Raw genomic sequence first — 25586 nt, forward strand, 5'->3', positions numbered from 1 at the left:
ATCCCCTATCACCTCGGAGTCTTCATGATCGTCGTCACCGCGCCGACCGGACAGATCGGCAGCCGGGTGCTCGGCACCCTTCTCGAAAGTGGCGAACCGCTCCGCGTGATCGCCCGTGATCCCGCCCGTCTGCCCGACCACGTCCGCGAGCGCGTCGAGGTCGTCAAGGGTTCGCACAGCGACGCCGCTGTCGTCGACGAAGCCTTCGCGGGCGCCGACACCGTTTTCTGGCTGGTCGCCGCGGATCGCCGTGCCGAAAGCCTCGAAGCCGCCTATCTGGACTTCACCCGGCCGGCTTGCGCGGCCATCGAGAAGCACGGCATCTCACGGGTGGTCGGCATCTCGGCGCTCGGCCGCGGCTTCGCGGAGAACACCGGATACCTGTCGGCCTCGCACGCCATGGACGACCTGATCGCGGGCACGGGCGTGGCCTACCGCGCGCTGACGATGCCCACGTTCATGGACAACATCCTGTGGCAGGCCGGATCGATCGGCGAGGACGGTGTGTTCTTCGGCCCGCTTCCCGGCGACCTCAAAGCACCGACCTGCGCCACCCGCGACATCGCCGACGTGGCGGCCGGATGGCTGCTCGACCGGTCGTGGCGGGGTGTCGCGGACGTTCCGGTCCTGGGCCCGGAAGACCTGTCCCAGAACGATCTCGCGGAGATCATGTCCGACGTCCTCGGGCGACCGGTCCGCTATCAGCGGGTGCCCATGGACGCCTTCCGCGCGACGCAGCTCGAACACGGCTGGTCCGAGGCGATGGCACAGGGAATGGTCGACATGATGGCCGCGAAGGAGGCGGGGATCGACAACGCCGAACCGCGGACCCCGGAGGCCACCACGCCGACCACCTTCCGTCAGTGGTGCGAGGAGGTGCTTAAGACCTCGTGAGTGGTAATGACGGTTCTAACCGTCCTTAACACTCACGAGCATTTTCGCGGCCACCGCCGCCCCGTCGGTCCGGATCGTGTCCGCCACGGCCTTCGCCCGCGCGCCGGTCGCGGGGGAGAGGGCCGTGGTGAGCGCGGCGGTCAGGGATTCGACGGTCGGCAGCGGATCCTGGTGTGCCACACCGATTCCCAGTTCCGCCACTCGCCCGGCCCAGAACGGCTGGTCCGCGATCCGGGGGACGACCACCTGGGGCGCGCCCGCCCGGGAGGCCGTCGTCGTGGTGCCCGCGCCACCGTGGTGCACGACGGCGGCCACCCGGCGGAACAGCGCCTGCTGATTGACCTCGCCGACGACGAAACAGTCGTCGGCGTCGTCGATCGAAGCCAGACCCGCCCAGCCGCGGGCGAGCAGGATCCGCCGTCCCAGCCCGCGGGCGGACTCGATGGCGACCCGGGCGATGTCCTTCGGCGCGTACGCGGCCATGCTGCCGAAGCCCACGTACACCGGCGGCTCACCGGCCTGCAGGAATTCCTCCAGATCGGGCGGGAGCGGGCGGTCGTCGGGCCGGATCCACGCTCCCGTCGGGACGAGATCGAGATCCGTCATCCCCTCCGACGGGCACAGAACCGGGTCCGCCGCCAGCCACGGCGAGCCGGTGAAGACGTGATCGCGGACGTTGTCCACCGGCGGCAGCCCGATCGCCGCCCGGTGGCTGTTGAGCGCCCCGCCGTACAAGGCGTTGACGCGTTCGGCATCCTGCCGCCACAGCACCCGGTTGTCGGTCTCGCCCTCCGGCGACGGCGTGCCCGGCCGCACTCCCGGGGCGAAATGCCGTGAAGGCAGCCCAAAGGTGTGGAAACACGCGTACACGTAAGGAATCCCGAGTTTCTCCGCGACGTCCCGCGCGCCGGCGGGCAGCAGGCCGGTCGCGAGGATCGCGTCGCACCCTTCTTCCGCCGCGGCGGAAAGTGTTTCGAATCGAGCGGCCACCAGCGCCGGGGCGAGCTTCAACGCGTCTTCCCCCGTCGGCGGTTTCGGCCCGGCGACCACCGAATGCACCGTCGGGCCGAGCGGCACCGAAGGCACACCGGCCTGCTCCAGCAATTTCACGAATTCCTCGTCCGGCGGCGCGCACACCAGCGCCTCCGCACCGAGTTTCCGTACTTCGACCGCGAGCGCCACCAAGGGTTCGACATCCCCGCGTGACCCCCACGTCGTCAGCAAAAAACGCACTTCGCGACTCCCATTTCCACAGCCATCGGCCTTCGGCGGGCAATTCTGGGGGATGACCGGGGCCTTGCCGCAAGCCCCCATGTCCGCTATAAGTTGAAGGGGGCGGGGAAATGTTCGCCTTGTTCGTCCACTCTGGACGCCTTCTTCAGATCGAGCCCGTGCGCAGCGCGAAGGCGACGGCGTGCGTGCGGTTGTGCAGGCCGTACCGCGACATCACGCGGTGGAGGACGTTCTTCACCGTGCTCTCCGAATAGGCGAGTTTGGCCGCGATCTCCTCCGTGCCATGGCCGTCGGCGAGCAGGCGGAGCACCTCGCGTTCCCGGTCGGACAGTCCGGACAACGCGAGCCCGTTGGGGACCAGCAGGTCCTCCTGGATCCGTTCGAGCTGGGAGAGCAGGCTGCCCTGCAGGCGTGGCGGCAGCGCGCCCGCGCCCTGGCTGACCGCGAGGATCGTCCGCACGAGGTGCTCGCCGTCGAGGTCGCGTCGTGGCAGCAGCGCGGCCATGCCGCATTCGATGGCCGTCATCAGGACCTGGACCGGGAAATGGTCGGTGACGATCACGCATCTCGGTGGTGCCGGGAGCGACGACGCGGCGCGAACCTGGCGCAGGAAGGCGAAAACCCCGTCGCCGATCGAGTCGCCGACGGTCACGACGACTTCGGCGGACGCGAGGTCGGCGTCGGACAGCACGTCCAGCCGCTCGTCCGCGCCGAGGATGCTCGTCGTGCCCAGTCCGGCCAGCAGATCCGGGGCGTGCACGGCGACTCTGACGCGGTCGGTCCTCCTGCTGATCTTCTCCCCGTGAATCATGAACGAAGTCCCCCCGAAGCGCCCGGATAACGATGTTAGTAGCTCTTTCGGTACTTAGAAGCTATAACGTTACAACGTTGCATGTCAACGCGGCAACGTCACAGGGCAAGACGCCCGAGAGGCGGGAAAGGTTCAGTGCGACGGCGATCGGCCGGTCACCGGGTCGTGAGATCGTCCAGTTCGGCCGAGATCAACAGATCAGGGTCGAATTTCATTCCGGTGAAATGGCCGGCGAGTTCGAGCGAGAGCACGCCGTGCAGGCGGGTCCAGAAGGCGAGCGCGCGGTGGAGGGTCGCAGATGGGGCCGGATCGTCGCCCGCCCAGTCACGGTGACCGTCGAGGTGCTTGTCGAACGGGGTTTCCGGGCCGTCCACGGGGATCGCGCGGCACGCTTCGAGCAGCACGGCCATGACCTCGCTCGAAATGGCGGTGGTGTCTTCGGGCGCGTGGTAGCCGGGGACGGGTGTGCCGTAGATGAGGAAATAGCGCTGCGGGTCGCTCCGGGCCCAGTCCCGGATGGTGACGGCGAGCCCGGCCAGATCGGCACCGCCGTCGAACGCCGCCCGGACGGTGTCGGCGAGGCTCCGGTACGCGTCGCGGATGAGCGCGGTGATCAGGTCGTCGCGGCTGGCGAAGTACCGGTACAGGGCCGGACCGCTCATGCCCACCTTTTTCGCGATCGCGTTGAGCGACAGCGCGGGGACCCCGGCGGTGGCGATCTGCTCCCACGCGTGCTGTTTGATCTCCGCGCGCACCTGGTCGCGATAGCGCTCCCGCGGGCTCTGCCCGTCCGCGTTGGTCATCGGCCCTCCCGCTCCGTCGGCCCGAAGGGTAGCAGCGCCAATTCGGCCGAAGCCTGTTCCCGCCACGCGCCGAACGACGGCCCAGGGGAGAGTTCCACAGCAAGGGTCAGGCATTCCCTTGCCTCGTCGAAGGCGCCGGCCTCCCGCCAGGCCCGCCCCTCGCGGATCGCGCTGAGCACTTCCAGCCCGCCGAAACCGCCTTCCCAGGCGAGCCACCGGCTGGTGCGGTACTGGCCCGCCGCTTCCCGCCATTCGGCGAGATCGGCGAGCACGTCGCCGATGGCGCGCAGGGTCAGGGTCTTCAGCAGCCGATGGAAATCGGGATACGTGTCGCCCGCCAGCCGTTCGGCGTCGGAGAGCACGGCCCGGTGCACGGCGAGCGCCTCGGCGTGCCGCCCGGCGTTGAGCAACGCGCGTCCGTACATGTTCCGCGCCGTGGTCTGCCCGTCCCAGAACGGCAGTTCGTGCGCCAGTTCGTGCGCCAGTTCGTACCCGCGCTTCGCGAACTCGAACGCTTCTTCGGCCTGCCCGGTCGACCGCAGCACCCCGCCGAGATAGATGCACGCCCACGTCCGCTCGACCTGATCGCCGATCCGGACGGCGATGTCCAGCGCGCGGCGGTGCTCCGCCACCGCACTCTCGTCGTCACCGAGACAAACGCTCGCGGCCCAGCCGACGAAGTTGAGCAGTTTCGCCTCGGCCCCGGCGTCGCCGAGCGCGCTCGCCGCGGCGGCACCGAGCGAGAAGATCTCCCACCACGGCCGCTGGGCACTCCGTCCGTCGGAGTACCAGTGCAACGCGATGGCGAGATCGCGGACCTCCCGATGCCGTCCCTTGCGCGCCCCCAGTCGATGCGCGGCGACCCAGTTCTCGCCTTCGACGTCCAGCCAGCGGGCGGCCTCGTCCCGCGAGCCGAACCGCCCGGTGTCGGATGCCTTGGGATAGAACAACCTGGCCGCTTCGGCCGCCTTGTCGAGCAGGTGGCCGAGCACGATGTCACGCGCGGCGGGGTCTTCCTCCGCCTCGAACCGTTCCTCCGCGAACAGGCGGATCAGGTCGTGGAACTGGTGCCGTTCGGGTTCCGCCGTGGTCTGCAGGAGGCTGGCGTCGACGAGTTCGTCGAGATGATCGCGCACATCGGCGGAGGCCGCGCCGGAAACGACGATCGCGAGCTCCAGGCCGAAATCCGCGCCGGGTACGGTCGCCAGCCGCCGGAACAGCCGTCGTGCCTCGGCCGAGACCGCGCGATACGACAGGTCGAAGGCCGAGCGCAGTTGCAGATCGCCCGCCGCGAGCGCGCGCAGCCGGGTGCTTTCGTCGCGCAGCCGGTCGGCGAGCTGGGCGAGGGACCACTGCGGCCGGGTGGCGAGCCGGTTGCCCGCGATCCGGACCGCGAGCGGCAGGAATCCGCACAATTCGACGAGTTCGCGCGCCGCGGCGGGCTCCGCGCGGATCCGGTCGGCACCGACGATCTTGGCGAGCAGTCCGGTCGCGCCGTCGTCCGACAGCGGTTCGAGCCCCAGCCAGCGGGCGCCTTCGAGTCCGGCGAGCGTACGACGGCAGGTGATCAGGGTGAGGGAGCCGGGTCCGGCGACCAGCAGCGGACGGATCTGTGCTTCGTCGGCGGCGTTGTCGAGCAGGAGCAGGACCTTCCGTCCTTCGAGCAGCATCCGCAGCAACGCCGACCGTTCGGCTTCGGAGGCGGGCACCTGTCCCGGCGCGACGTCCAGCGCGCGCAGCAGCCGGTCGAGCGCGGCCCGGGCGCTGAGCGGTTCCTCGTCCATTCCGCGCAGGTCCACCGCGTAGCCGCCGTCCGGGAACTCCGCCCGCCACAGATCCGCCGCGGTCACCGCGAGCGCGGTCTTCCCGACCCCGGCCTGTCCGACGATCGCGACCACCCCGCCGCCCTCGGCGACCTTCGCGGAAAGCTGGTCCAGCTCGTTCTCGCGGCCGGACAGATCCGCGGTGGGCGCGGGCAGCGCGCAGGTCGCCGCGACCTGGGCGGCCAGCGCCGGATTCCGGCGCCGCCCCTGTTCGGCGACGGTCAGGAAGAACTCGCGGTCACGTCCGGTCAGGCCGAGCGCGTCGGCCAGCACCTCGGCGGAGCGTCGCTGCGCGGCCCGCGCGCGGCCGCGTTCCAGCTCGCGCAGGGCACGGACACTGATCCCGGAGGCCTCGGCCAGCCGCGCCTGTGTCCATCCCGCGGCCCGCCGGTGCTCGAGCAGGAGCTTGCCGAACACCGACCGCGTCTCGTTCGCCTCCACCGCGGTCCATTCAACCGGCAGGCTTGCGATGACGGAAAGCTGCCCCCCGCTTCCGCTTGTCCCGCCTTCTCCACGGCCGGTTACCTGGAAGGCATGTCGACGATCATGACGACGCCCGTCCGCCCGGTCGTCCGGACCGGGGAGCGGCCGGAGATCCGGGTCGCCGTGCACGCCGGTGATCCGCTCGTCCTGGCGGGGCTGCGCAGCGCGCTCGGCGGCGGTCCCGGCATCAGCTTGCGCGAGGACCCGGCGAAGGCCGACGTCCTCGTCGCGGTCGCGGGCGACGACCCGCGGCACCTCCCGGCCGGGCCCGCCCGGCTGGTGCTGGTGGCCGACCACCCCAACCAGGCCGAGCTGTGGGCCGCGGTGGAACGCGGACTCGCCGTCGTCGTCGCGCGTTCCGAGGCGACGCCGGGGCGGTTGCTGCGCGCGGTCGCCGACGCCCACGCCGGCCGGGGCGATCTGCCCGCCGAGCAGCTCGGCAGTCTGTTGCGCGGGATTTCGCGGCTGCACAAGGAAGTTCTCCAGCCGCGCGAACTCACGCTCAGTGGCTTGTCGCCCCGCGAGACCGAAGTGCTCCGGTTGCTCGCGGAGGGATTCGACACCGGCGAGATCGCCCGGAGGGTGGCCTACTCCGACCGGACCGTGAAGAACATCCTGCACGGCCTGCTCAGCCGGTTCAATCTGCGCAACCGCACCCACGTCGTGGCGTACGCGCTCCGCGAAGGTCTCATCTGAGCGCCTTCAGATGACCCCTTCCCGGATCGCGTAGGCCACCGCGTGCGACCGGTTCCGCAACCTCAGCCGGTCGGTGACCGCGTAGATGACGTTCTTCACCGTCCGCTCCGAATAGGCGAGTTCGGTCGCGATCTCCTGGGTGTCGAACCCGTCCGCCATCAGGCGGAGGACTTCGATCTCCCGCGAGGAGAGCGCGGCGCCCGCCGGTCCGTCCGGCGCGAGCGGTTCCCGGTGGAGCCGCTCGGCCTGGTCGGCCAGCCTGCCGAGGAGATCGCGCGGCGGATCCACGGCGCGCGACGCGGCGGCGCCGACGCTGTCGGCCACGCGGGAATCGGTCATCGCCGACCGCGGCAGGATGGCGACCACCTTGCACACCACCGCCGCCGTGAGGCCGCCCTCCTCGATCCGGTCTGTCACCAGCACGATCGGCTTGCCGAGTTCGGCGGCGACCGCGCGCAACGCGGCGACCGCGTCGGCCGAAAGCCGGTCGAAAGCGGCGACGACGACATCGGTTTCGGCCCGTGCCCGGCCTGCGGTCACCACCACGGACGCGCGTGTCTCGAGAAGGTCGACCATGCCGGCCTTCGTGATGGGGTCCAGGGCGCAGACGCTCACCCGAACTGTTCGCATGTGTCCGTCTTCCGTCCACTGTGGATCTTCGGTTTGTCAAGGGCCGCAAGGACAAAAAGCGTTGCCTGCATACGCGAGCGGACCTCTTGTACGGTGGGAACCGGGTAGCGGCCCGCCTCGGGTGACCCCCACACTCGACGGCGGGTCGCTTCCTTTTCGCGCGGCTCGCGGCGATTCTCGCCCGCCGTGAACGACACCGGCAACGCGTTCGGCCGTGTCCTGCTTCCCCCGCCAGTCGAGACTGATCGAAGGGGCAAAAAATGCCCCTGACCTGCGTAGACGCCACTTTGGCATCATGTGGCGCCAACTTGCCCTTGCGGTGGCGCCATCATGGTGCCATGATGGCATCATGGATTTGACGCCCTTTGTGGACACCGTTCGCCGGGAACTCGCCGTCGCCGCCGAGGCGGGCGGAGCCGAGGCGAGCGCGCTCGCCGAACGCCTGACCGCGCCGCTCGCGTCGGCCATTCGTCTCGCGCTGCTGGACGCGTTGTCCGCCGCGTCGGACGAGATCACCCGTGACCTCGCGCCGGGTTCGGTCGAGGTCCGGCTGCGTGCCGGGGAAGCCAGCTTCGCCGTCACGCTTCCCGCGGTCGAACAGGCCGCACCTGCCGCTCCTGCCGCACCTGTCGCGCCGGAGCCGCCGCTGCCGGACGAGGAAGGGGCCACGGCCCGGATCAACTTCCGGCTCCCGGAAAACCTCAAGACACGCGTCGAGGAAGCGGCGGCCGCGCAAGGCCGTTCGGTCAACGCGTGGCTCGTGCGAGCCGCGTCCGCGGCGTTGCAGCCGGCGGAGCGGGCCACGCCGCCCGCCCCGATGAGCGGCGGCCATCGCGGCGTCCAGCGTTACACCGGCTGGGTCAGCTAGACCTCCCGGACCAGCACAAACACCGATCACACCACCTCTGAGGGGACAACCATGCCTTCTTTCGCCACCCCGGAACCCATTCTCGCGGACCTCGAACCGGTCGTCGGCAACGTCCGGATCGTCGCCGGGGACCGCACCGACACGATCGTCGAAGTCGCCCCGCTCGACGAGAACAACGAATCCGACGTCGACGCCGCGAAGCGCACCGTCGTCGAATTCTCCGGCGGCACCTTGACCGTCCGCGCGCCGAAGATGCGCCTGCTCGACTTCTCCAGGCGGACGAGGTCGATCGACGTGACCATCGAACTGCCCGCCGGCTCCCGGGTGCAGGGGAGCACCGGCCTCGGCGACCTGACCGTGACCGGGCGCATCGGCGCCTGCCGCTACAAATCCGGCACCGGGCACATCCGGCTGGACCGTACCGGTGAGCTGAAACTGCACACCGCGTCCGGGAACATCGTCGTCGAGCACGCCGACGGCAACGCCGACATCAGCACGAGTTCCGGCCGCGTGCAGGTCGGCGCGATCGACGGCACCGCGGTGGTCAAGAACTCCAACGGGCCCACCACCGTCGGGACCGTCGCCGACTCGATCCGCCTCCGCTCGGCCAACGGCGACATCACCGTCGACAAGGCCGAAAGCGGTGTCGAAGCCAAGACCGCCAACGGATCCGTCCGTGTCCTCGACGCGGCCAGGGGCACGCTCACCCTCGAAACGTCGCTGGGGGACGTCGAAATCGGCATCCGTGAGGGCAGCGCTGCCTGGCTCGACGTGAACACCAGCTTCGGCCGCGTCCTCAACGACATGACCGCCTCCACCGCGCCCGGCGACGCGACCGACAAGGTCGAAGTCCACGCCGGTACCGCCGTCGGCGACATCATCGTCCACCGTTCCTGAAGGGAATCCCGATGCGAAACCCGGCCATTTCCGCGACCGGACTGCGCAAGTCCTACGGCGACAAGGTCGTCCTGGACGGCATAGACCTGCATGTCCCGTCCGGCACCGTCTTCTCCTTGCTGGGCCCCAACGGGGCGGGCAAGACCACCACGGTCAACATCCTGTCCACTTTGGTCACTCCGGACGCCGGTGGCGCGACCATCGCCGGAGCCGACCTGGCCACCGACCCGGACGGCGTCCGCGCCGCGATCGGCCTCACCGGCCAGTTCTCCGCGGTGGACAATCTGCTCACCGGCGAGGAAAACCTGTTCCTGATGGCGGATCTGCACCATCTGCCGCGTCGGGAGGGTCGCAGACGTGCCGCCGAACTCCTGGAACGCTTCGAGCTGACCGACGCCGCGAAGAAGACGCCGTCGACGTTTTCGGGTGGCATGCGCCGCAAACTCGACCTGGCGATGACGCTGATCGGCGACCCCAAGGTCATCTTCCTCGACGAGCCGACCACCGGCCTCGACCCGCGCAGCCGCCGCACGATGTGGCAGATCATCCGCGACCTCGTCGACGGCGGGGTGACGATCTTCCTCACGACGCAGTACCTGGAGGAGGCGGATCAGCTCGCCGACCGGGTCGCCGTACTCGACGGCGGCCGGATCGTCGCGCTCGGTACCCCCGACGAACTGAAACGACGCGTACCCGGCGGGCACATGCAACTGAAGTTCCCCGACGCGGTCTCGTTGCGTGACGCGACCCGCGTGCTTCAGGTGTCCACTTCGGACGATGAAGCCCTGGCACTCCGCGTGCCGACCGACGGCACCGTCGCCGCCCTACGCGCCGTCCTGGACCGGCTCGACGACGAAGCCGTCGCCGTCGACAGCCTCACCGTGCACACGCCGGACCTCGACGACGTGTTCCTCAGCCTCACCGGTCACCGGACCGAAGCGACCAAGGAGATGGCCCGATGAGCAGCCTCGCCCTTTCGGTGCGCGACTCGACGACCATGCTGCGCCGCAACATCCGGCATATGCAACGGTATCCGTCGCTCACCATCATGCTGATCGGCCAGCCGATCGTGTTCCTGCTGCTGTTCGTCTACGTTTTCGGCGGCACACTCGGGAACGGTCTCGGCGGCGGAGGCGGCCGGGCCGAGTACGTCGGCTATGTCACGCCCGCCATCCTGCTCGTCACCGTGTGCAGTGCCGCTCTCGGCACCGCGATCTCGGTGGCGACGGACATGACCGAGGGCATCATCGCGCGGTTCCGCACGATGGCGATCAGCAAGGCATCGGTCCTGACCGGGCACGTCGTCGGCGCGTTCATCCAGACGGCGTTCGCGCTCGCCGTGGTCTTCGGGGTCACGCTCCTCATCGGCTTCTCCCCGACGGCGGGGGTCGGCGAATGGTTCGCCGTCGTCGGTGTGCTGCTGTTGCTGACCATCGCGCTCACGTGGCTTTCGGTGGCGCTGGGCCTGGCGGCCAAGAGCGTGGAAACGGCCAGCAACACACCGATGATCTTCATGTTGCTGCCGTTCCTCGGCAGCGGATTCGTGCCGACCGATTCGATGCCGGCCTGGCTGCGCTGGTTCGCCGATTACCAGCCGTTCACGCCCGTCATCGAGACCATTCGCGGTCTGCTGCTCGGGACTCCGATCGGCAACAGCGGCTGGTTCGCGATCGGCTGGTGCGTCCTGCTCTCGGTCGTCGGGTATGTGTGGTCGAAGTCCTTGTTCGCCAAGGAACGTGACCGCTGATCTGGGGTTACCACTGGGGGTCGCCCCGGGCCGGGTTTCTTCCGGTCCGGGGCGCTTGGCTTTCGCATTTAGTCGACTGAATGCGAGTCGCTCAGGGTGATTCGGCGTTGGCGACTGTTTCACCCTTCAGTGTTGTTCGCGTGGTTTCGTTGGTTGCTTAAAATTACGAACACGTGTTCGATTTCTTTGGGTATTATGGAGGGGTGTCCGAGACCTTCCTTCCCGAGTTGCCGCAGGAACTGTGGCGCGCCGGCAAGCTGGAGCTTGCCCATGGCGTGCAGCAGTCGTTGCAGGTGATCCGGATGGCGACTGCGTGTTTGGGGCGGTTTCTGGCGGAGATCGAGAATCGGGGCGTCAAAGACTTGTACGGGCATGGCAGTACGGCGAGCTGGTTCGCCGAGATCGCGGGATTGTCACGCGGCGAGGCCGGTGCGGTGGTGAAGCGGGCGATCGCCCTGAATTCCACCCGGGCTTTGGATGGCACGGAGGTTCCGCCGGTCGCACCGGCGACTGCCGCGGTCGCGGCTCAGGGGTTGGTCGGGGATGAGCGGATCGATCAGATCCTGGAGATCTTGAAACGGCTCCCTTCCGATACTTCTGCCGAGGATTGGGAGAGCGCGGAGAAGATCCTCGCCGAGCTTGCCCCGAACGCCGGACCCCGCCAACTCGCCGGCGCCGAAGCGAAACTGCAGGGCTGGCTCAACCCCGACGGCAACGAACCCAAAGACCCCGAACCCAAAGAGCCACGCCGCGAAATCACCCTAGAGCGCCGCAAAGACGGCTTCTGGAAACTCACCGGCCTCCTCGACGACGAGACCGGCGCCCGCACCGCCGCCGCCCTGGAAGCACACGCCCAGCCACGGCCGGTCGACGAGTTCGGGCAGGCGGATCTGCGGATGAAATGCGAACGCCTGGGGGACGCCTGGGCCGAACTCCTCGACCTGGCGATCGCCTGCCCCGATCAGCCCGGAACCAGCGGCTACCGGACCCTCGTCCACGTCACCATCGGACTCGAGGAACTCAAATCCGGTCTCGGCACCGCCTGCTTGGACTTCGTCGGGACGATGACCGCTCGGGAAGCCCGGCTCGCCGCTTGCGATTGCCTGATGCTGCCGGTCGTGATGGGTTCCTCAGGTGAACCTCTGGATATGGGACGCCTCCGAAGATTCGTCACCCCAGGCCAACGACGCGCACTCAACATCCGCGACGGCGGCTGCGCCTTTCCCGGATGTCACCGGAAACCCAAGAACTGCCACGCCCACCATATTCACCACTGGGCAGACGGCGGACCCACCGACCTCCGGAACCTGGTCCTCCTGTGCGGGTTCCATCATCGCCTGATTCACCACGGCGACTGGCAAGTACGGATGGCCGCCGATGGGCTACCGGAGTTCATCCCACCCCAATACCGAGATCCGCTCCGACAACCCCGGCGTAACACCCTGCATCACGTCTGACCACCGAGGAGCCCGCCAGCCACACCGGCGACGGGCCCCTCGGCATGCCCGCCACCTGAAAAGCCCCCGCGGGCTGAACACCTCCAACCGAATACGGAGCTCCCCCTGCCAGCGGCGTCGCCGGGTCGCGGAGGTTCTGCACGATCAGCACGTTCGACGGGCCGCGATCGGTGATCTTCAGGCGGTTCGATCGGCTCGGACGGCCAGAACGCGCACGGCGTGATGTTCGCGGCCGCCGCGCCGAACAGCGGGTGCCGGATCCGGTCGATCGCGACGTCGCGCCGATACGTGCCGACGTCCTCCGACCAGTCGGAGTCGTTGCAGATCACGTGCAGCTGGCTCGCGATGTAGTTGTCCGAAGGAAAAGCGGCGCCCGAGGAAGTCGGCACGGGCTTCCCGGTGTCGAGTGAATGCCACGTCGCGGCCAGATGCGGCAGGCTCTTGTCGTAGTAGAGATCCGCGAACGTGACATGGCGGAACACTTGGCCGTTGTAGCCGTCCGGGCTCGGTGTCCTGTCCAGCCGCGCGGCCAGTTCGAAGTACTTCGCGGTCACCTGCGCCGGAGTCCGGCCTAAGCCGTATTCAGGCTTCGAAGCGGCGAACTTGGCGAAGTCCGCGAAGCGGTCTTCGACGCCTTGGCCGAACAGCCGCGAGAAGGAGGTGTCCCATCCGCCGGGGCCGGTCGAAGTAGCTCACCTTCCGCTCGCCGAGCGCCTCGCGCACCCGGTCCATGACGAGCACGGGGACGAGTTTCGCTCCACTTCGGACGGTCATCGGCGCGGCTCCCAGCGGAAGAGCCGCGTCGCGAGGACGACGGCGACGACGACCCACGCGAGGGTCGGGGCGAGCAGGAGCAGCGAATCGGTGAGTGCCACGCCGCCGTTCCACGCGTTGACGGCGAGTTCGGTGGCCGAACCCCCGGGCAGCAGGCGTTTGAGCAGCGTCAGCTCGTCGGTGCCGGAGATGCCGACCCAGCTCGCCACGGCGATCACGCCGAGGCTGACCGGCAGCGTTGTCACTTGCGCGTGTTCGGGGGAGTTGGTCAGACCCGCGGTGGCCAGGCCGAGTCCGATCATCATGGCGACGCTGGCGAGCACCGCCGCCACCAGCAGGCCGACGTTGGCGGGCGTGTCGGTGACGACGCCCAGCACGGTCATGATCACGGCCACCTGGACGAGTGAGATGACCGTGACCGGCAGGACCAGCCCGGCCAGGATGGACGCGTCCCCGGCCGCGGTGGAGCGCAGTCGTTTGAGGAACAGGTTCTGCCGTCGTGAGGCCAGCGTGGTCACCGCGCTGGTGTAGAGACCGAACGCGCAGACGGTGAACATCACGACCGCCGCGATGTAGCCGAGGCTGCCGATCTCGGCGAAGACCTCGTGCTGATAGACGAAGAACGCGGAAATGGCGAGGGGCATCACGAAGCTGGTGATCAGGACCGACCGGTTCCGGAAGATCTGGATCAGTTCGCTACGGGCTATCGAGAGCATGACAACTCAGTCCTTCAGTCGTTTTCGATGGCGCGGAACACGTCGTCGAGGCGGGTCGGTCCCGCTTCGAGGTCCGGTAGTTCGATCGCGTGGTCCTGCGCCCACCGGAGCAGGGTGTGCAGGTCCTTCTGCAGCCCGAAGGTCTCGATGACGAACTTCCCGTCGTGTTCCCGCTTGCCCTGCACCGGCAGCGCGGGAGCCGAGGAAGGCAGCGAGAACCGGATCACCGAGGGCAGCGTCCGCGTCAGTTCGGCGACGGTGCCTTCCCGATGGAACGTGCCCCGGTGCATCAGGCCGATGCGGTCGGCGCGCTGCTGTGCCTCTTCCAGGTAATGCGTGGTGAGCACGATCGTCGAGCCGTCCTCGCGCAGGTTGTCGACCGCGTCCCACAGCGCGTCCCGCGACTGGATGTCCAGCCCGGTGGTCGGCTCGTCCAGGAACACCAGCCGCGGCGAGCCGTACACCGCGGTCGCGAAGTCGAGCCGCCGCTTCTCACCACCCGAAAGCTGGGACACCTTCGTGTCGGCCTTGCGGGTCAGGTCCACGATGCCGAGCACCCGTTCGAGCCGGTCCGTGCGGCGGGTCAGCGCCCCGATCAGGCGAATCGACTCCTTCACCGTCAGATCCGGTGAGAAACCGCTCTCCTGCAACATGACGCCCATCTCGGGGCGGACGGCCGCGCGGTCCCGCGGGCTCTTCCCGAGCACCCGGACGGTGCCCGACGTCGGATTCCGGTGTCCTTCCAGGGTTTCCAAGGTCGAGGTTTTCCCGGCCCCGTTCGTGCCCAGCAGGGCGTAGAACTCGCCTTGCCGGACCTGGAAGGACAGATCCTTCACGGCGTGGAAGTCGCCGTATTTCACGTTCAGACGGTCAACGTCGATCGCTGTCATACCTCGATCTCAGCCGCTCGGACACGCCCCGGCCAGTGCGGCCACGTCACGAGGAAACCATGACGTGGTGTCACTGTTGCCCCCGCCGAAAGAGAGCCGATACTGGACTCATGTCTGATGTGGACACCGAGCCGGCGAACGGGCAGCTGCGCAAGCTGAATCTCACCATGTTCGTCCCGCTGCTCGTCGTCGGCGGGGTGATCGTGGTCGCCTCGGATTCGCGGACCTGGTGGCACGCGGTCGTCCTGAGCGTGGGTGTGCTGGCGGCCTTGGTCGCCTTCGTGCGCTGGGCGGCGGGCGAGGTTCTGCGGGTCGCGATCCCGTGCCTGGTGATCACGGCGGCGGTGTGGCCGTTCTCGGTGTTGCTCGTCGGGGGCAGCTCGGCGTTCTTCGGCGTCTTCCTCGTGGGCTCCCTGGTCGTGCCGCAACTGCCACGCCATCGGATCCCGGCGGCCGTCGCGCTCGTCGGCTACATCGCCGTGGTGGGCGCGCTGAGACTGCTGGTCTCGCACGAGGACGTGTCCGGTGAGCTGGTCAGTTTCGTGTTCGTCCCGGCCGCGATCACCGCTGTCGTGCTCGGCCTGATGTTCCCCAACAAACGGTTCTACGACGTCGTCAAGGAACTCGAGGAGTCGCGCGAGCGGGAGGCGGAACTGGCCGTGATCAGGGAACGTGTCCGGTTCGCGAGCGATCTGCACGACATCCAAGGCCACACGCTGCACGTCGTGAAACTCAAGACGGCGCTCGCCACGAAACTGGTGGACATCGACGCCGACCGGGCCAAACAGGAACTGGTGGAGATCCACGCGCTCGTGGCCGACACGATCACTCAGACGAAGGAACTCGCCTACGCCCAGCGCCGGCTCAACCTCTCCGCCGAACTGGAGAACGCCAGGAACCTCTTCGAGGCCGCGGGGATCCGCGTGCGCGTCGACCGGGAGGCGGACGTCGATCCGGCGGCGGGCAGGCTGCTCGGCCAGGTCCTGCGTGAGACCACGACCAACATCCTGCGCCACGCGCAGGCGACCCGTGTGCGGATCACCCTGTCGGAATGGAGCATCAGTATCGTCAACGACGGCGCTCCGCGTACGCCACTGCCCGAACTCCGCGGGCTGGCCGCGCTCGAACAACGCGTCGTCGCCGAGGGCGGGGAACTGACGGTGGAACAGGAAGACGGGCGGTTCGTGACGGCGGCGTCCTTCCCGGCCCTGGAGGCACGATGACCACGGTGGTGCTCGCCGACGACGAAGCCTTGCTGCGCAAGGCGATGGCCGCGCTGCTCCCGCTCGAAGGCGAGATCACCGTTCTGGCCGAAGCGGAGAACGGCGAAGAAGCGGTCGAGGCCACCCTGCGGCACGAGCCCGACGTCCTCGTCATCGACCTCGAAATGCCCGGTGTGGACGGGCTCGGCGCGGTCGCGGAGATCCGGCGCACCCGGCCGGACCAGGTCATCCTCATGCTGACCCGGCACGCGAAACCCGGCGTGCTCCGCAAGGCACTCAAACTCGGCGTCCAGGGCTTCGTCAGCAAGGCCGCCGACCCGTCGCACATCACGTTCGTCATCGCCACGCTGCACCAGGGAAAACGCTGGATCGACCCGGACGTCTCCGCGCTCGCCGTCGTCGACGACTGTCCGCTCACCGAGCGGGAGCTGGAGGTGTTGCGGGTGACCGGCGAGGGCTATTCGGTCGCCGAGATCGCCGGACGGCTCCACCTCGCGCAGGGCACCGTGCGCAACTATCTCTCGAACGCCATGCAGAAGACCCAGACGCAGACCCGGCACGAGGCCGCCCGGTACGCGCGCGAGCACGACTGGCTCTAACGCGCCCGCACGTGGGCGCGTTCGCCCTGCGGTCCGAACAGGACGAGGGTTTCGACGGCGTGCCCGTCGGCCGAGCCGAGCCAATGCGGGAGCGCGGTGTCGAATTCGGCGGCCTCGCCCGGCGGGAGGACCATGTCCCGGTCGCCGACCACCAGCCGTAACCGTCCATTGAGGACATACACCCATTCGTAGCCGCCGTGGGTCTGCGGCGTGGGTTCCGCCGGCGCGTCCCGGCTGGGGATGAGCATCTTGAACGCCTGCACCCCGCCCGCACGCCGGGTGAGCGGGAGGAACGTCATGCCGTGGCGGTGAATCGGCTGCAGATGGATCCGCGGATCACCGGTCCGGGGAGCGCCGACGAGGTCGTCGAGCGGCACGCCGTGCACCCGGGCGAGGGGGAGCAGCAGTTCGAGCGTCGGCCGCCGCCCGCCGCTTTCCAGCCGTGACAGGGTGCTTTCCGAGATCCCGGTCGCCGCCGACAGTTCGGCGAGGGTCAGGCCGCGGTGTTTGCGCAGCGCTCGCAACCGCGGGCCGACCGCGTCGAGCACCTCGTCCGTTCCGTCCATGCCCTCGATCTTGCCAGGTCGGCAAGTTTTCGTGCCAAACCGGCGGACCGGCGGCGAAGGTGGCGATCATGAGCGCTACGAAATTCTGGGCCGAACTTCCACGAACGGCGGGCCGCCGGAACGCGACCGGGCGATGAGCCGGAAACGTGACGCCGGGCCACCGTCGACCGGAGCAGGCGAGAAGGAAGTGCTCGCCGGGTTCCTCGACTATCTCCGCGCGGCGGTCATGGCCAAGGCCGAAGGCGTTCCGGAAGACCGGGCCCGCCTTCCCGGCGTGCCGTCCGGCACGAATCTGCTGGGCCTGGTCAAGCACCTGACCCAGGTGGAACGGCATTGGCTGCTCGGCCATCGCGTCACCGACTGGAAGGCGACGTTCCACCCGGCCCCGGACGACACGACGGCGTCGATTCTGGCCGCCTACCGGGAAACCGTCGCCGAGGCGAACGACGAGATCGCCTCCTGGGACGACCTCGCCGCGGCGGGGCCCCACCGGGCATCGCGGCGCTGGACGCTGACCCACCTGATCGAAGAAACCGCGCGGCACGCGGGACACGCCGACATCCTGCGCGAACTGATCGATGGCGCCACCGGGCGCTGAAACGGAGATCCCCATGTTCCATCGAGCCGCCGCGTTCGTCGCGGCCCTCGTCCTGCTGACGGCCTGCGGTTCGCCCCCGGCCACCGCCACGCCGCCCCCTGGGTTCCGGCACGAATTCGCCGACGTCGACGGGGTGAAGATGCATTACGTCACCGGCGGCAAGGGCGCCCCGCTCGTACTGCTGCACGGCTGGCCGCAGACCTGGTACGGCTGGCACCGGGTGATGCCCGCGCTGGCCGAACACTTCACGGTGTACGCCCTCGACCTGCCCGGTCTCGGCGACAGCGAGGGCTCGCCGCCCGGCTACGACAAGGCGACCCTCGCCCGCTACGTGCACGGCCTCGTCGCCGGACGGCTGGGCCTGCGCGACGCCCGGATCGCCGGTCACGACCTCGGCGCCGCCGTCGCCTTCCAATACGCCGCGCAATTCCCCGGCGATCTCACCAAACTCGCCTATCTCGATCTGCCACTGCCGGGACCCGCGCTCGACGCGACGGCCTACCGGAACCTGAGCTGGCATATCGCGTTCCACTCGCAGAAGACGATTCCCGAAGCCGTCGTCGGCGACGACGTGCGCGAGTACCTGTCCCTGTTCTATCCCCAGGTCGCCTACTCGGGAACGGCCTTCGGCGGTCCCGGCGCACCGCCACCGTTCGACGACGCGGAGATCGACGAGTACGCCCGCACCTACTCCAGGCCGGAGGTCCTGCACGGCGGCTTCGAGCTCTACCGGACGCTCGGGCAGGACGCGACCGCGAACGCCGGCGCGAAACCCATCACCACGCCGACTTTGCTGATGACAGCGGAAGGATTGCTCGAACCGCAGAAGGCCACGTTGGCGCCGCGCGTCGCGAACCTGGCCCGCGCGGTCGAGGTGCCGAAGGCGGGACATTGGCTCGCCGAAGAGAATCCGGCGTTCGTCAGCGCCGAACTGATCGGCTTCCTGAAGTAGGTTGCCCGAGATCGAGAACCTTTGCGATGCTTCGCGCATGTCCACGCTGGAAGTCCTCAACCACCCGTTCCGCGAGCAGTTCGAGGTCTTCCTCGACGAGCACCGTCGTGTTCTCGACGAATCCCTGGAAGGGCTGACCGAGGAACAGGCCCGCCGGTCGCTCGTCCCCTCCCGGACGACCCTGCTCGGTCTGGTGAAGCACGCGACCTTCGTGGAAAAGGTGTGGTTCGTCGAAGGCATCACCTGCCGCCCGCGGACCGAGATCGGTCTCCCCGAGACGCCCGACGAATCGTTCATCCTCACCGAAGAGGACACGATCGCCTCCGTGCGGCAGGCGTACCGCGAAGCCTGCGAGGTGTCCCGCAAGGCCGCGGCCGCCCTCGATCTGGACGACCTGCTCCACGGGAACCGCCGCGGCCCGCTCCCGCTGCGCTGGGTGTATCTGCACATGCTGCGGGAACTCGCCCAGCACGGCGGACACGCGGACATCCTGCGGGAACAGATCTTGAGTTCCTAGCGAACGACGATGCCGGAGAGCGGTGGCTCCCCGGCATCGTCGTTTCGTTCGTCAGGAACGGGTCAGCGTGACGCCGTACTTGTTCGCCGCGTCCACGACGGGCTGGTAGTAGGAGTACGAGCCGGTGGCGTTCGCACCTTCGTTGTAGCCGCAGTCGTGGCCGTCGGCGGGGCCGCCGGAGGTCATGCCCTGCGCGGTGTTGCCCGCGATGTAGGCGCCGCCGCTGTCGCCGCCCTCGGTGCAGACGGTCGACTTCGCCAGCCCGGTGGTGGCGACGCTTTCGCCGCTGTAGCGCACGGTCTGGTTGTACGCGGTGATCTTGCCGCAGGTCCAGCCGGTGGTGTTGCCCGCCTTGCACAGCGTGGTGCCGACCGGCGCCTTCGAGCTGCCGGTGATCCGCACCGTGGTGCCCATGCGGGTGTCCACGTAGCCGCGGCCGGTGTCTTCGGTGTCGATGTCCATCAGGCCCATGTCGGTCGACGGGAACTGGGTGGCGACACCGCGGCCGATGTGGACGCCGTTGCGGTTGAGGATGTCCGGGTTGCCTTCGACGCAGTGCCCGGCGGTGAGCAGCACGTTGTTGCCACTGCTGGTGGTGCCGGGGAAGCCGAGCGAGCAGTTGGTGCCCGGGTCGAGGTCCATGATCTGGCCGGGGATGACGTCGGCCTGCGTGGTGTTCCCGTTGGCGACACCGGTCTGGACCGCGACACCCGGCATGGCGGTGAGCCGGCGCACGAGGGCGCTGTCGGCACCCGGCTGCACGGTGACGACGACCTGGTCGGCCGCGAGTTCCGGACCCCAGGACTGGACCTGGGTGACGTCCTTGCCGATCACCGTGCCGACCTTGGCGGCCAGGGCGTTCAGCGCGTTCTCGCCGCGGGCGCCGGTGCGCGGGGTCAGCCCGACGGAGCGAAGCTCCTTCGCGGAACCGGCGTCGGCGTTCACCACGAGCGCGCCGGCGTTGTCGAAGTACGCGCCGTCGGTGTGGAGGCCACGATTTCTGACGTTGTCCAGCGACGCGATCAGGTTCTTCTCATGGTCCAGCTTCTGGGCGGCCTGAAGCGGGCTGACCTTGAGCTGGGCGGCGAGCGTTTCGAGCATCGTCTGGTCGTAGGACGTGACCGGCGCGGCGGTCGCCGGGACGGCGAGCGCGCCGATTCCGGCACAGACGCTGAACAGGGTGAGCATGACGGGTCCGCGAATTCGCATGCGAATTTCCTTCGATAAGGAGGGAACGACGAACCGCCGGAATATGTTCGGAAAGCGCAGGGGACCGGGCGGTTCATCTCGACGTGACGCACAGTACGAGCGCCCGTACGCCATGTCGTAGCGCCGAAAGTAGGATCCGTGATCGCGGACCTACTTTCGTATGCGGAAAGCGCGAATCGCCCGCGTATTCAATTGCGCGGAAGTGTCATTGTCCCAAAAGTGTCAGCGAGGTAGGCGTCCAGCGCGGCGGCACCGGAGAGCAGGGCGCGTCCCCTCGCCGCGAGCCGGGCGTGCCAGTCGCGCAGCGTCGACTCGAGCGGGACGACGCCGCCCGCCGAGCGGACCTGGTCGAGCACCGGCGCGATCCGCTCCAGGAGATAGCCACCCCGCCTGAGCTGATGGGTCAGCTTCGCGTCGCGGACATCGGCCGCGTTGTAGACGCGGTAGCCCGTCCTCGGGTCACGCTCGGGACGGAGGAGGCCCGCCCGTTCCCACTCGCGCAGGGTGGCGGGCCGGACGCCGAGTTTCCGGGCCAGCGGGCCGACGAACACCTCACCCCGTTCCTGCGGCACGGGTTCGAGATCGCGGAGCGCGGCCGTGACGGCCTGGAGGGTGCGGCGGTCGTCGAGCAGTTGCGCGTGGCTTTCGTCGACGAGCCGGAGTGCCTCCTCGACGTCGTCCTGATTGACCGCCCGCATGATCGACGCCGCCGTCGCGTGACCGTGCCCCGGCACCAGGGCGAGGAAGGCGCGCAGGGCTCGCGCGTGCAGTGGCGTATAGGTGCGATAGCCCTGCGGCCCGCGTTCGGCGGCGGGGAGGATGCCGTCCGACTCGTAGTTGCGGACCGCCTGTGCGGACAGGCCGTGCTCGCGCGCGAGGTCGACCGGCCTGAGCCGCTCACGGGTTCGAAGGTTCCGGCCCACCGCCCCACGATATTCGGTCTACCGGTCGCGCGCGGATTCCGCCCGCCGCTCGTACCGGGCACGGGCCAGCCGATAGGCCGTTTCGAGCAGTTCGCGAGTGGCCGTTTCGGTGTTCGACGCCGGGTTCACCACCGCCAGCCAGCCCGCGTTCCCGTACACGGGATGGGCGATCAGGACGTCGGTGTCGGCGGGGTTCTGGCCAAGACCGCGGGCGAACTCCTTCTTGCCGGCGTGGATGTTCACGCGGAAGGTGTCCGGGCGGTCCAGCCGTGAGGTCTCGTCGCCGGGGTAGTTCTTGGTCACGATCGTCGCGAAGGGCTGGACGTTGGTCGGGACGACGCCGTCGGGGGAGTAGTAGAAGAACGCGTCGCCCCAGCTGAGCTCCGGCCATTCGTCACCCGGTCCCGGGGTGAGGGTCAGGACGCCGTCGAGGCCCGAGACGAGGCCGATGATCTCTTCGATGGTCATGTGCTCAAGCGTGGCATTAAAGTGCTTATGGAGGGTTCGAGCGCGTTTTCGACGGAGTGAAGGTGTCAAGTCTCAAATCGATGCGCACGGCGGAGGTCGCCCGCCTGGCGGGGTATTCGGTCCAGCAGGTGCGCAACCTCGAACGCGACGGCGTGCTGCCGGCGGCGTCGCGGACGGATTCGGGCTACCGGAGTTACGGCGAGATCCACCTCCGGTCCGCGCTGGCCTATCGCGCGCTCGCCGCCGCGGTGGGGCCGGTCGAGGCCAAGAAGATCGTCCGCGCCGTGCACCGGGATCCGCTCCCCGAGGTCCTCGCGCGCCTCGACGCGGCCCACGCCGGGCTCGACGCCGAACGCGCGGATCTCCGGGACGCCAGGGAAGCCGCCCGGGTGATCTCCGGGGAACCGATCGAAGACGTACGCGGCTCGGACTCGATGAGCGTCTCCGAACTCGCGTCGGCGCTCGGCGTGCGCCCGTCGACCCTGCGGCACTGGGACACGGAACAGCTCGTCGTGCCCGGTCGCGATCAAAGGGGGACGCGGCGGTACACGCCGTCGCAGGTGCGGGACGCGCGGATCGTGCATCAGCTGCGGCTGGCGGGCTACCGTGTCGCGCCCCTGCGCGCGCTGATGCCGGAACTACGGCGATCCAGGCGGCTGGAGGACGTCGCTTCCGCGCTCGCCGCCAGGGACGCCGGGATCACGGCCCGCTCGCGGGCGCTCTTCGACGGCACGGCCGCGCTTTCCCGCCTCGTGAGTGGCGAGGACCGCGTCAGGCGCTGGGAGTCCGTTCCCGCAGGGTCGTGAGCGCCTTGTCGGCGTGGACGTCGAATTTCAGCTCGCTCTTGATCACCGCGAGGATCCGGCGGTCGGTGTCGATCACGAAGGTGCGCCGCTTGGCGTGCAGCGGGCTGAAGCGGCGCCAGACGCCGAAGAGTCTGGCGACTTCTCCGTCCACATCGGACAGAAGCGGGTAGTCGAAACCGTGCAGGGTGGAGAATCGCCGCTGCTTGGTGATCCCGTCCGGGCTGATCCCGACACGGTGGGCGCCGACCTCGCGGAACTCCGCGGCAAGGTCGCGGAAGTGGCAGCTCTCGGCCGTGCAGCCCCCGGTCATCGCGGCGGGGTAGAAGAACAGCACGACCGGGCCGGTGGCCAGGAACTCCGACAGCGTGCGGTCCTGGCCGGTGTCGTCGGGCAGGGTGAAGTCCGGGACGAGGTCTCCTTGATCCATGTCCGGTATTCGGAGCCGCGGGCGCGCCGGATCGGTCCCGGCGCGAATTCGATCCGTGGCCGGGGCGCGAAACGGATATCGTCGCGGCATGTCCTCTCGCAAAGTGGGAACCCAGCGCGCCTTCGACGCGGCCGCCGCCGATTTCGCCGCACTCGGGCGGCATCTGTGGGAGCCGATCGGCGCGGCCACGGTGGCCGCCGCCGGGCTCGCCGAGGGAGACCGTGTCCTCGACGCCTGCTGCGGCACCGGGGCTTCGGCGATTCCGGCGGCGCACGCGGTCGGCGCGGGAGGTGTGGTGGACGCGCTCGACCTCTCCGGTCCGATGATCGGCGAGCTGCGCCGTCTTGCGGCAGGCTTGCCGCAGTTGCGCGCGCACGAGGCCGACGCGACGGCGTGGGAGACCGGCGGCTACGACGTCGTGCAGTCCGCGCTCGGCATCTTCTTCTTCCCCGACATGACGGACGGGACCGAGCGCCTGATCGCCAGGGCCCGCTCCGGCGGCCGGGCCGTCTTCACCATCTGGCGCGGCGGGGCCATGGTGGCCGCGGGCCGCCATCTCGGCCGCGCGGTCGCGGCGGTGACCGAGTCCGCGCCGCCGCCGGAGCGTGAACCGAGCCTGATCGATCGCGTCGACCAGGCGGGTCCTTACGCCGAGTGGCTTTCCGAGCGGAATCTGTCCGATGTGGACGTCGTGGTCAACGAACTGCGGCTGACCATGACGCCGGAGATCGCCTGGCTGGTCGTCATCGGCTCCGGCTTCCGGGGACTGCTCGACGATCTGGAGCCCGACGTCGTCGAGCGGGTGCGCGAGCGCTATCTCGAGTCCTTGCGCGCCGACGGGCTGACCGAACTCGACGCCACCACCCTGATCGGCTCCGGCACCGTCCGCTGACGGGTACGGCCCTTTCGGTGTACAGTCGTTCACTCAAACCGGGGTGAACGGCGGGACACGGGTGCGATCAGACAACGACTCCTCTGTTCGGGGCCGCGGGCAAGGGCCGTTCGGCTCCTGGCTGCTCGGCCCGCTCGCTCAGGACCCGGCCGTCTTGCGCCGTCGCGTCCAGGGGCTGCTCACCGGGACCCTGATCGCGACCAACGTCATCGGCGCGCTGGTCGTGGTCGGGCTGGCGGCGCTGCTCATGCCCGCTCCCGGCATGTCCGGCGAACTCATCCGGGTGACCGCGATCGCGGTCCCGGTGTACGTGGTCTCCGCCGTGGTGGTGGGTGCGCTGTGGGGCACCCGCGGCGCGCTGCGGACGTTGCGGTGGGCGGCCGAGGGCCGGACGCCGAGCGACGAAGAACGCGCGTCGAGCCTCCGGGTCCCGCTGCGCCTGACGCTGGTCCAGGCGGTGTTGTGGGGTATCGCGACCGTGGTGTTCGGCGTGCTGGCCGCGCTGGTGCAGCCGCGGGTCGTGCTCACCGAACTGCTCGTGGTCGCGTTCGCGGGAGTGGTCGTCTGTGCGATCGCCTACCTGGCCGGGGAATTCATCCTCCGGCCGTACGCGGCGCTGGCGTTGTCCGGCACGGTGCCGGCGCGGCCGCTCAGCGGCGGGGTGAATCTGCGGATGCTGCTGTTCTGGTGCCTCGGCACCGGGGTGCCGGTGGCGGGGCTGGTGGTCACGGCGGTGCTGGCGTGGGCGCGCGGCGACGTATCGACGACGAAACTCGCCATCTCGGTGATCGCTCTCGGGCTGGTGGTACTGGTCTTCGGACTGCTGGTGACGGTGTTCACCGCCCGCGCCGTGGTGAACCCGATCCGATCGGTGCAGCACGCGCTGGGCCGGGTCCGTGCCGGTGACTTCACCGTCGAGATCCCGGTCTACGACGGCACCGAACTCGGTCTGCTGCAAGCGGGTTTCAACGGGATGGCCGCCGGTCTCGCCGAACGCGAACGTTTGCGGGATCTGTTCGGCAGGCATGTCGGCGAGGACGTCGCGAGCGAGGCGATGCGCACGTCGGCCGAACTCGGTGGCACGGTCCGGACGGTGTCGGTGCTCTTCGTCGACCTGATCGGCTCGACCGCGCTGGCCGCGAGCCGTCCGCCCGAGGAGGTCGTCGGCCTGCTCAACCGGTTCTTCGCGGTGGTGGTCGACGAGGTCGACCGCAACCACGGGCTGGTCAACAAGTTCGTCGGCGACGCCGCGCTCGCGATCTTCGGCGCGCCGGTGCGGCTGGAGGACCACGCGACCCTCGCGCTTTCCGCGGGACGGGCGATCGCGCGCAGGCTGGCGGCGGAGGTGCCGGAATGCCCGGCCGGGATCGGCGTGGCGACGGGTGAGGTGGTCGCCGGGAACGTCGGCGACCCGCGGCGGTTCGAGTACACGGTGATCGGCGATCCGGTGAACGAAGCGGCCCGGCTCACCGAGCTGGCGAAGAACGTCGAAGCCCGGCTGCTCGCTTCGTGGACGGCGATCGAGTCGGCGGCCGAAGCCGAGGCCGCGCAGTGGAAGGCGACGGAGGACGTCACCTTGCGGGGCCGGTCCCGGCCCACCACGCTCGCGACACCCGTGGCGGATTCACAGCCTTTGTGAAGGCGCCGTGAATCTTGCGCGGTAGCCCGGACTCCGCCGGTGGCG

The 25586-nt window shown here is 69.1% G+C and carries 28 protein-coding genes; 15 read left to right on the top strand and 13 right to left on the bottom strand.

The features are described 5' to 3' along the window. Positions 1-24: 24 nt before the first annotated feature. A complete protein-coding gene (locus AB8M46_RS31405) occupies positions 25-894 on the top strand; it encodes an NAD(P)H-binding protein (protein ID WP_394362568.1) in 870 nt (289 codons plus the stop codon). Positions 895-909: 15 nt separating this feature from the next. On the opposite strand, the gene AB8M46_RS31410 is transcribed toward AB8M46_RS31405, so the two are convergent. The 4 genes from AB8M46_RS31410 to AB8M46_RS31425 all read right to left on the bottom strand — a co-directional run bounded on the left by AB8M46_RS31410 (position 910) and on the right by AB8M46_RS31425 (position 6005). After that, positions 910-2127 (bottom strand): glycosyltransferase, encoded by a 1218-nt coding sequence (locus AB8M46_RS31410; RefSeq protein ID WP_394362569.1) that lies wholly within the window; start codon positions 2125-2127, stop codon positions 910-912. 145 nt (positions 2128-2272) lie between these two features. Next, complete coding sequence (locus tag AB8M46_RS31415; protein ID WP_394362570.1) at positions 2273-2938, bottom strand: LuxR C-terminal-related transcriptional regulator; 666 nt, start codon at positions 2936-2938, stop codon at positions 2273-2275. A 155-nt stretch (positions 2939-3093) separates the two neighbouring features. Beyond that, on the bottom strand, positions 3094-3741 hold the full coding sequence (locus AB8M46_RS31420; RefSeq protein WP_394362571.1) for a TetR/AcrR family transcriptional regulator: 648 nt from the start codon (positions 3739-3741) through the stop codon (positions 3094-3096). After that, positions 3738-6005, bottom strand: a complete 2268-nt coding sequence (locus AB8M46_RS31425) for an ATP-binding protein (protein ID WP_394362572.1) — start codon at positions 6003-6005, stop codon at positions 3738-3740. Before AB8M46_RS31425 ends, AB8M46_RS31420 begins: the two co-directional genes overlap by 4 nt. A 93-nt stretch (positions 6006-6098) precedes the next feature. Here AB8M46_RS31425 and AB8M46_RS31430 point away from each other — a divergent pair, with 93 nt between their 5' ends. Further along, on the top strand, positions 6099-6743 hold the full coding sequence (locus tag AB8M46_RS31430) for a LuxR C-terminal-related transcriptional regulator (protein ID WP_394362573.1): 645 nt from the start codon (positions 6099-6101) through the stop codon (positions 6741-6743). Positions 6744-6749: 6 nt separating this feature from the next. On the opposite strand, the gene AB8M46_RS31435 is transcribed toward AB8M46_RS31430, so the two are convergent. Next, a complete protein-coding gene (locus tag AB8M46_RS31435; protein ID WP_394362574.1) occupies positions 6750-7319 on the bottom strand; it encodes a response regulator transcription factor in 570 nt (189 codons plus the stop codon). 403 nt (positions 7320-7722) lie between these two features. Here AB8M46_RS31435 and AB8M46_RS31440 point away from each other — a divergent pair, with 403 nt between their 5' ends. From AB8M46_RS31440 to AB8M46_RS31460, 5 genes are all read left to right on the top strand, one after another. Further along, positions 7723-8241 carry an Arc family DNA-binding protein gene (locus tag AB8M46_RS31440; RefSeq protein WP_037345264.1) on the top strand — a complete coding sequence of 173 codons (519 nt, stop codon included), beginning with the start codon at positions 7723-7725 and terminating at the stop codon, positions 8239-8241. 51 nt (positions 8242-8292) lie between these two features. Further along, positions 8293-9138, top strand: coding sequence for a DUF4097 family beta strand repeat-containing protein (locus AB8M46_RS31445; protein ID WP_394362575.1), 846 nt, complete (start codon positions 8293-8295; stop codon positions 9136-9138). An 11-nt stretch (positions 9139-9149) separates the two neighbouring features. Next, the gene (locus tag AB8M46_RS31450; protein WP_125735018.1) at positions 9150-10100 is read left to right on the top strand and encodes an ATP-binding cassette domain-containing protein; all 951 of its coding nucleotides are present in this window, start codon (positions 9150-9152) and stop codon (positions 10098-10100) included. Next, positions 10097-10885, top strand: coding sequence for an ABC transporter permease (locus tag AB8M46_RS31455; RefSeq protein WP_125735017.1), 789 nt, complete (start codon positions 10097-10099; stop codon positions 10883-10885). The genes AB8M46_RS31450 and AB8M46_RS31455 overlap by 4 nt, the downstream gene beginning before the upstream one ends. Positions 10886-11088: 203 nt before the next feature. Further along, positions 11089-12342, top strand: a complete 1254-nt coding sequence (locus tag AB8M46_RS31460) for a DUF222 domain-containing protein (protein WP_394362576.1) — start codon at positions 11089-11091, stop codon at positions 12340-12342. Here AB8M46_RS31460 and AB8M46_RS31465 read toward each other — a convergent pair. The 3 genes from AB8M46_RS31465 to AB8M46_RS31475 form a co-directional block, all read right to left on the bottom strand. Next, positions 12333-12896 (bottom strand): hypothetical protein, encoded by a 564-nt coding sequence (locus AB8M46_RS31465; protein WP_394362577.1) that lies wholly within the window; start codon positions 12894-12896, stop codon positions 12333-12335. The two genes, AB8M46_RS31460 and AB8M46_RS31465, sit on opposite strands and share 10 nt — an antisense overlap. A gap of 216 nt (positions 12897-13112) precedes the next feature. Continuing rightward, positions 13113-13832, bottom strand: a complete 720-nt coding sequence (locus AB8M46_RS31470; RefSeq protein WP_394362578.1) for an ABC transporter permease — start codon at positions 13830-13832, stop codon at positions 13113-13115. Between the two features lie 14 nt (positions 13833-13846). Further along, positions 13847-14722, bottom strand: coding sequence for an ABC transporter ATP-binding protein (locus AB8M46_RS31475; RefSeq protein WP_037345273.1), 876 nt, complete (start codon positions 14720-14722; stop codon positions 13847-13849). A 119-nt stretch (positions 14723-14841) separates the two neighbouring features. Here AB8M46_RS31475 and AB8M46_RS31480 point away from each other — a divergent pair, with 119 nt between their 5' ends. Then, positions 14842-15945 carry a sensor histidine kinase gene (locus tag AB8M46_RS31480; RefSeq protein WP_394362716.1) on the top strand — a complete coding sequence of 368 codons (1104 nt, stop codon included), beginning with the start codon at positions 14842-14844 and terminating at the stop codon, positions 15943-15945. After that, entirely contained in the window at positions 15942-16544 is a 603-nt protein-coding gene (locus AB8M46_RS31485; RefSeq protein ID WP_037345277.1) for a response regulator transcription factor, read from the top strand. Before AB8M46_RS31480 ends, AB8M46_RS31485 begins: the two co-directional genes overlap by 4 nt. On the opposite strand, the gene AB8M46_RS31490 is transcribed toward AB8M46_RS31485, so the two are convergent. After that, on the bottom strand, positions 16541-17110 hold the full coding sequence (locus AB8M46_RS31490; protein ID WP_125735013.1) for a helix-turn-helix domain-containing protein: 570 nt from the start codon (positions 17108-17110) through the stop codon (positions 16541-16543). The genes AB8M46_RS31485 and AB8M46_RS31490 overlap by 4 nt on opposite strands. Before the next feature lie 133 nt (positions 17111-17243). On the opposite strand from AB8M46_RS31490, the gene AB8M46_RS31495 reads away from it, so the two are divergent. Genes AB8M46_RS31495 through AB8M46_RS31505 form a run of 3 tightly spaced genes read left to right on the top strand, consistent with a single transcriptional unit; the run spans position 17244 to position 19177 of the window. After that, positions 17244-17708 carry a DinB family protein gene (locus AB8M46_RS31495; RefSeq protein ID WP_394362579.1) on the top strand — a complete coding sequence of 155 codons (465 nt, stop codon included), beginning with the start codon at positions 17244-17246 and terminating at the stop codon, positions 17706-17708. 13 nt (positions 17709-17721) lie between these two features. Continuing rightward, positions 17722-18660 (top strand): alpha/beta fold hydrolase, encoded by a 939-nt coding sequence (locus AB8M46_RS31500; RefSeq protein WP_394362580.1) that lies wholly within the window; start codon positions 17722-17724, stop codon positions 18658-18660. 37 nt (positions 18661-18697) lie between these two features. Then, positions 18698-19177, top strand: a complete 480-nt coding sequence (locus AB8M46_RS31505; protein WP_037345282.1) for a DinB family protein — start codon at positions 18698-18700, stop codon at positions 19175-19177. Between the two features lie 51 nt (positions 19178-19228). Here the strand turns inward: AB8M46_RS31505 and AB8M46_RS31510 are convergent, their stop codons facing one another. From AB8M46_RS31510 to AB8M46_RS31520, 3 genes are all read right to left on the bottom strand, one after another. Beyond that, the gene (locus tag AB8M46_RS31510) at positions 19229-20386 is read right to left on the bottom strand and encodes a S1 family peptidase (protein ID WP_394362581.1); all 1158 of its coding nucleotides are present in this window, start codon (positions 20384-20386) and stop codon (positions 19229-19231) included. Positions 20387-20574: 188 nt separating this feature from the next. Next, positions 20575-21309 carry a TioE family transcriptional regulator gene (locus tag AB8M46_RS31515; RefSeq protein ID WP_394362582.1) on the bottom strand — a complete coding sequence of 245 codons (735 nt, stop codon included), beginning with the start codon at positions 21307-21309 and terminating at the stop codon, positions 20575-20577. A gap of 18 nt (positions 21310-21327) precedes the next feature. Continuing rightward, entirely contained in the window at positions 21328-21777 is a 450-nt protein-coding gene (locus AB8M46_RS31520; protein WP_394362583.1) for a DUF6194 family protein, read from the bottom strand. Between the two features lie 62 nt (positions 21778-21839). Between AB8M46_RS31520 and AB8M46_RS31525 the strand changes: the two genes are divergently transcribed. After that, on the top strand, positions 21840-22583 hold the full coding sequence (locus tag AB8M46_RS31525) for a MerR family transcriptional regulator (protein ID WP_394362584.1): 744 nt from the start codon (positions 21840-21842) through the stop codon (positions 22581-22583). Here AB8M46_RS31525 and AB8M46_RS31530 read toward each other — a convergent pair. Further along, positions 22549-23010 (bottom strand): peroxiredoxin, encoded by a 462-nt coding sequence (locus AB8M46_RS31530; protein ID WP_037345292.1) that lies wholly within the window; start codon positions 23008-23010, stop codon positions 22549-22551. The genes AB8M46_RS31525 and AB8M46_RS31530 overlap by 35 nt on opposite strands. 88 nt (positions 23011-23098) lie before the next feature. Here AB8M46_RS31530 and AB8M46_RS31535 point away from each other — a divergent pair, with 88 nt between their 5' ends. After that, positions 23099-23902, top strand: coding sequence for a class I SAM-dependent methyltransferase (locus AB8M46_RS31535; RefSeq protein WP_394362585.1), 804 nt, complete (start codon positions 23099-23101; stop codon positions 23900-23902). Positions 23903-23963: 61 nt separating this feature from the next. Then, the gene (locus AB8M46_RS31540) at positions 23964-25541 is read left to right on the top strand and encodes an adenylate/guanylate cyclase domain-containing protein (protein ID WP_394362586.1); all 1578 of its coding nucleotides are present in this window, start codon (positions 23964-23966) and stop codon (positions 25539-25541) included. The last annotated feature ends 45 nt before the right edge of the window (positions 25542-25586 follow it).

It is taken from the genome of Amycolatopsis sp. SB7-3 (assembly GCF_041021335.1).
Taxonomy (GTDB): domain Bacteria; phylum Actinomycetota; class Actinomycetes; order Mycobacteriales; family Pseudonocardiaceae; genus Amycolatopsis; species Amycolatopsis japonica.

Excerpts from the sequence above, each read along its gene's own strand:
- AB8M46_RS31485 (WP_037345277.1), top strand. The coding sequence starts at position 15,942 with ATGACCACGGTGGTGCTCGCCGACGACGAAGCCTTGCTGCGCAAGGCG.
- AB8M46_RS31535 (WP_394362585.1), top strand. The coding sequence starts at position 23,099 with ATGTCCTCTCGCAAAGTGGGAACCCAGCGCGCCTTCGACGCGGCCGCC.
- AB8M46_RS31440 (WP_037345264.1), top strand. The coding sequence starts at position 7,723 with ATGGATTTGACGCCCTTTGTGGACACCGTTCGCCGGGAACTCGCCGTC.
- AB8M46_RS31450 (WP_125735018.1), top strand. The coding sequence starts at position 9,150 with ATGCGAAACCCGGCCATTTCCGCGACCGGACTGCGCAAGTCCTACGGC.
- AB8M46_RS31430 (WP_394362573.1), top strand. The coding sequence starts at position 6,099 with ATGTCGACGATCATGACGACGCCCGTCCGCCCGGTCGTCCGGACCGGG.
- AB8M46_RS31520 (WP_394362583.1), bottom strand. The coding sequence starts at position 21,777 with ATGACCATCGAAGAGATCATCGGCCTCGTCTCGGGCCTCGACGGCGTC.
- AB8M46_RS31475 (WP_037345273.1), bottom strand. The coding sequence starts at position 14,722 with ATGACAGCGATCGACGTTGACCGTCTGAACGTGAAATACGGCGACTTC.
- AB8M46_RS31505 (WP_037345282.1), top strand. The coding sequence starts at position 18,698 with ATGTCCACGCTGGAAGTCCTCAACCACCCGTTCCGCGAGCAGTTCGAG.
- AB8M46_RS31500 (WP_394362580.1), top strand. The coding sequence starts at position 17,722 with ATGTTCCATCGAGCCGCCGCGTTCGTCGCGGCCCTCGTCCTGCTGACG.
- AB8M46_RS31510 (WP_394362581.1), bottom strand. The coding sequence starts at position 20,386 with ATGCGAATTCGCGGACCCGTCATGCTCACCCTGTTCAGCGTCTGTGCC.
- AB8M46_RS31445 (WP_394362575.1), top strand. The coding sequence starts at position 8,293 with ATGCCTTCTTTCGCCACCCCGGAACCCATTCTCGCGGACCTCGAACCG.
- AB8M46_RS31415 (WP_394362570.1), bottom strand. The coding sequence starts at position 2,938 with ATGATTCACGGGGAGAAGATCAGCAGGAGGACCGACCGCGTCAGAGTC.
- AB8M46_RS31495 (WP_394362579.1), top strand. The coding sequence starts at position 17,244 with ATGAGCCGGAAACGTGACGCCGGGCCACCGTCGACCGGAGCAGGCGAG.
- AB8M46_RS31530 (WP_037345292.1), bottom strand. The coding sequence starts at position 23,010 with ATGGATCAAGGAGACCTCGTCCCGGACTTCACCCTGCCCGACGACACC.
- AB8M46_RS31470 (WP_394362578.1), bottom strand. The coding sequence starts at position 13,832 with ATGCTCTCGATAGCCCGTAGCGAACTGATCCAGATCTTCCGGAACCGG.
- AB8M46_RS31435 (WP_394362574.1), bottom strand. The coding sequence starts at position 7,319 with ATGGTCGACCTTCTCGAGACACGCGCGTCCGTGGTGGTGACCGCAGGC.
- AB8M46_RS31405 (WP_394362568.1), top strand. The coding sequence starts at position 25 with ATGATCGTCGTCACCGCGCCGACCGGACAGATCGGCAGCCGGGTGCTC.
- AB8M46_RS31455 (WP_125735017.1), top strand. The coding sequence starts at position 10,097 with ATGAGCAGCCTCGCCCTTTCGGTGCGCGACTCGACGACCATGCTGCGC.
- AB8M46_RS31420 (WP_394362571.1), bottom strand. The coding sequence starts at position 3,741 with ATGACCAACGCGGACGGGCAGAGCCCGCGGGAGCGCTATCGCGACCAG.
- AB8M46_RS31490 (WP_125735013.1), bottom strand. The coding sequence starts at position 17,110 with ATGGACGGAACGGACGAGGTGCTCGACGCGGTCGGCCCGCGGTTGCGA.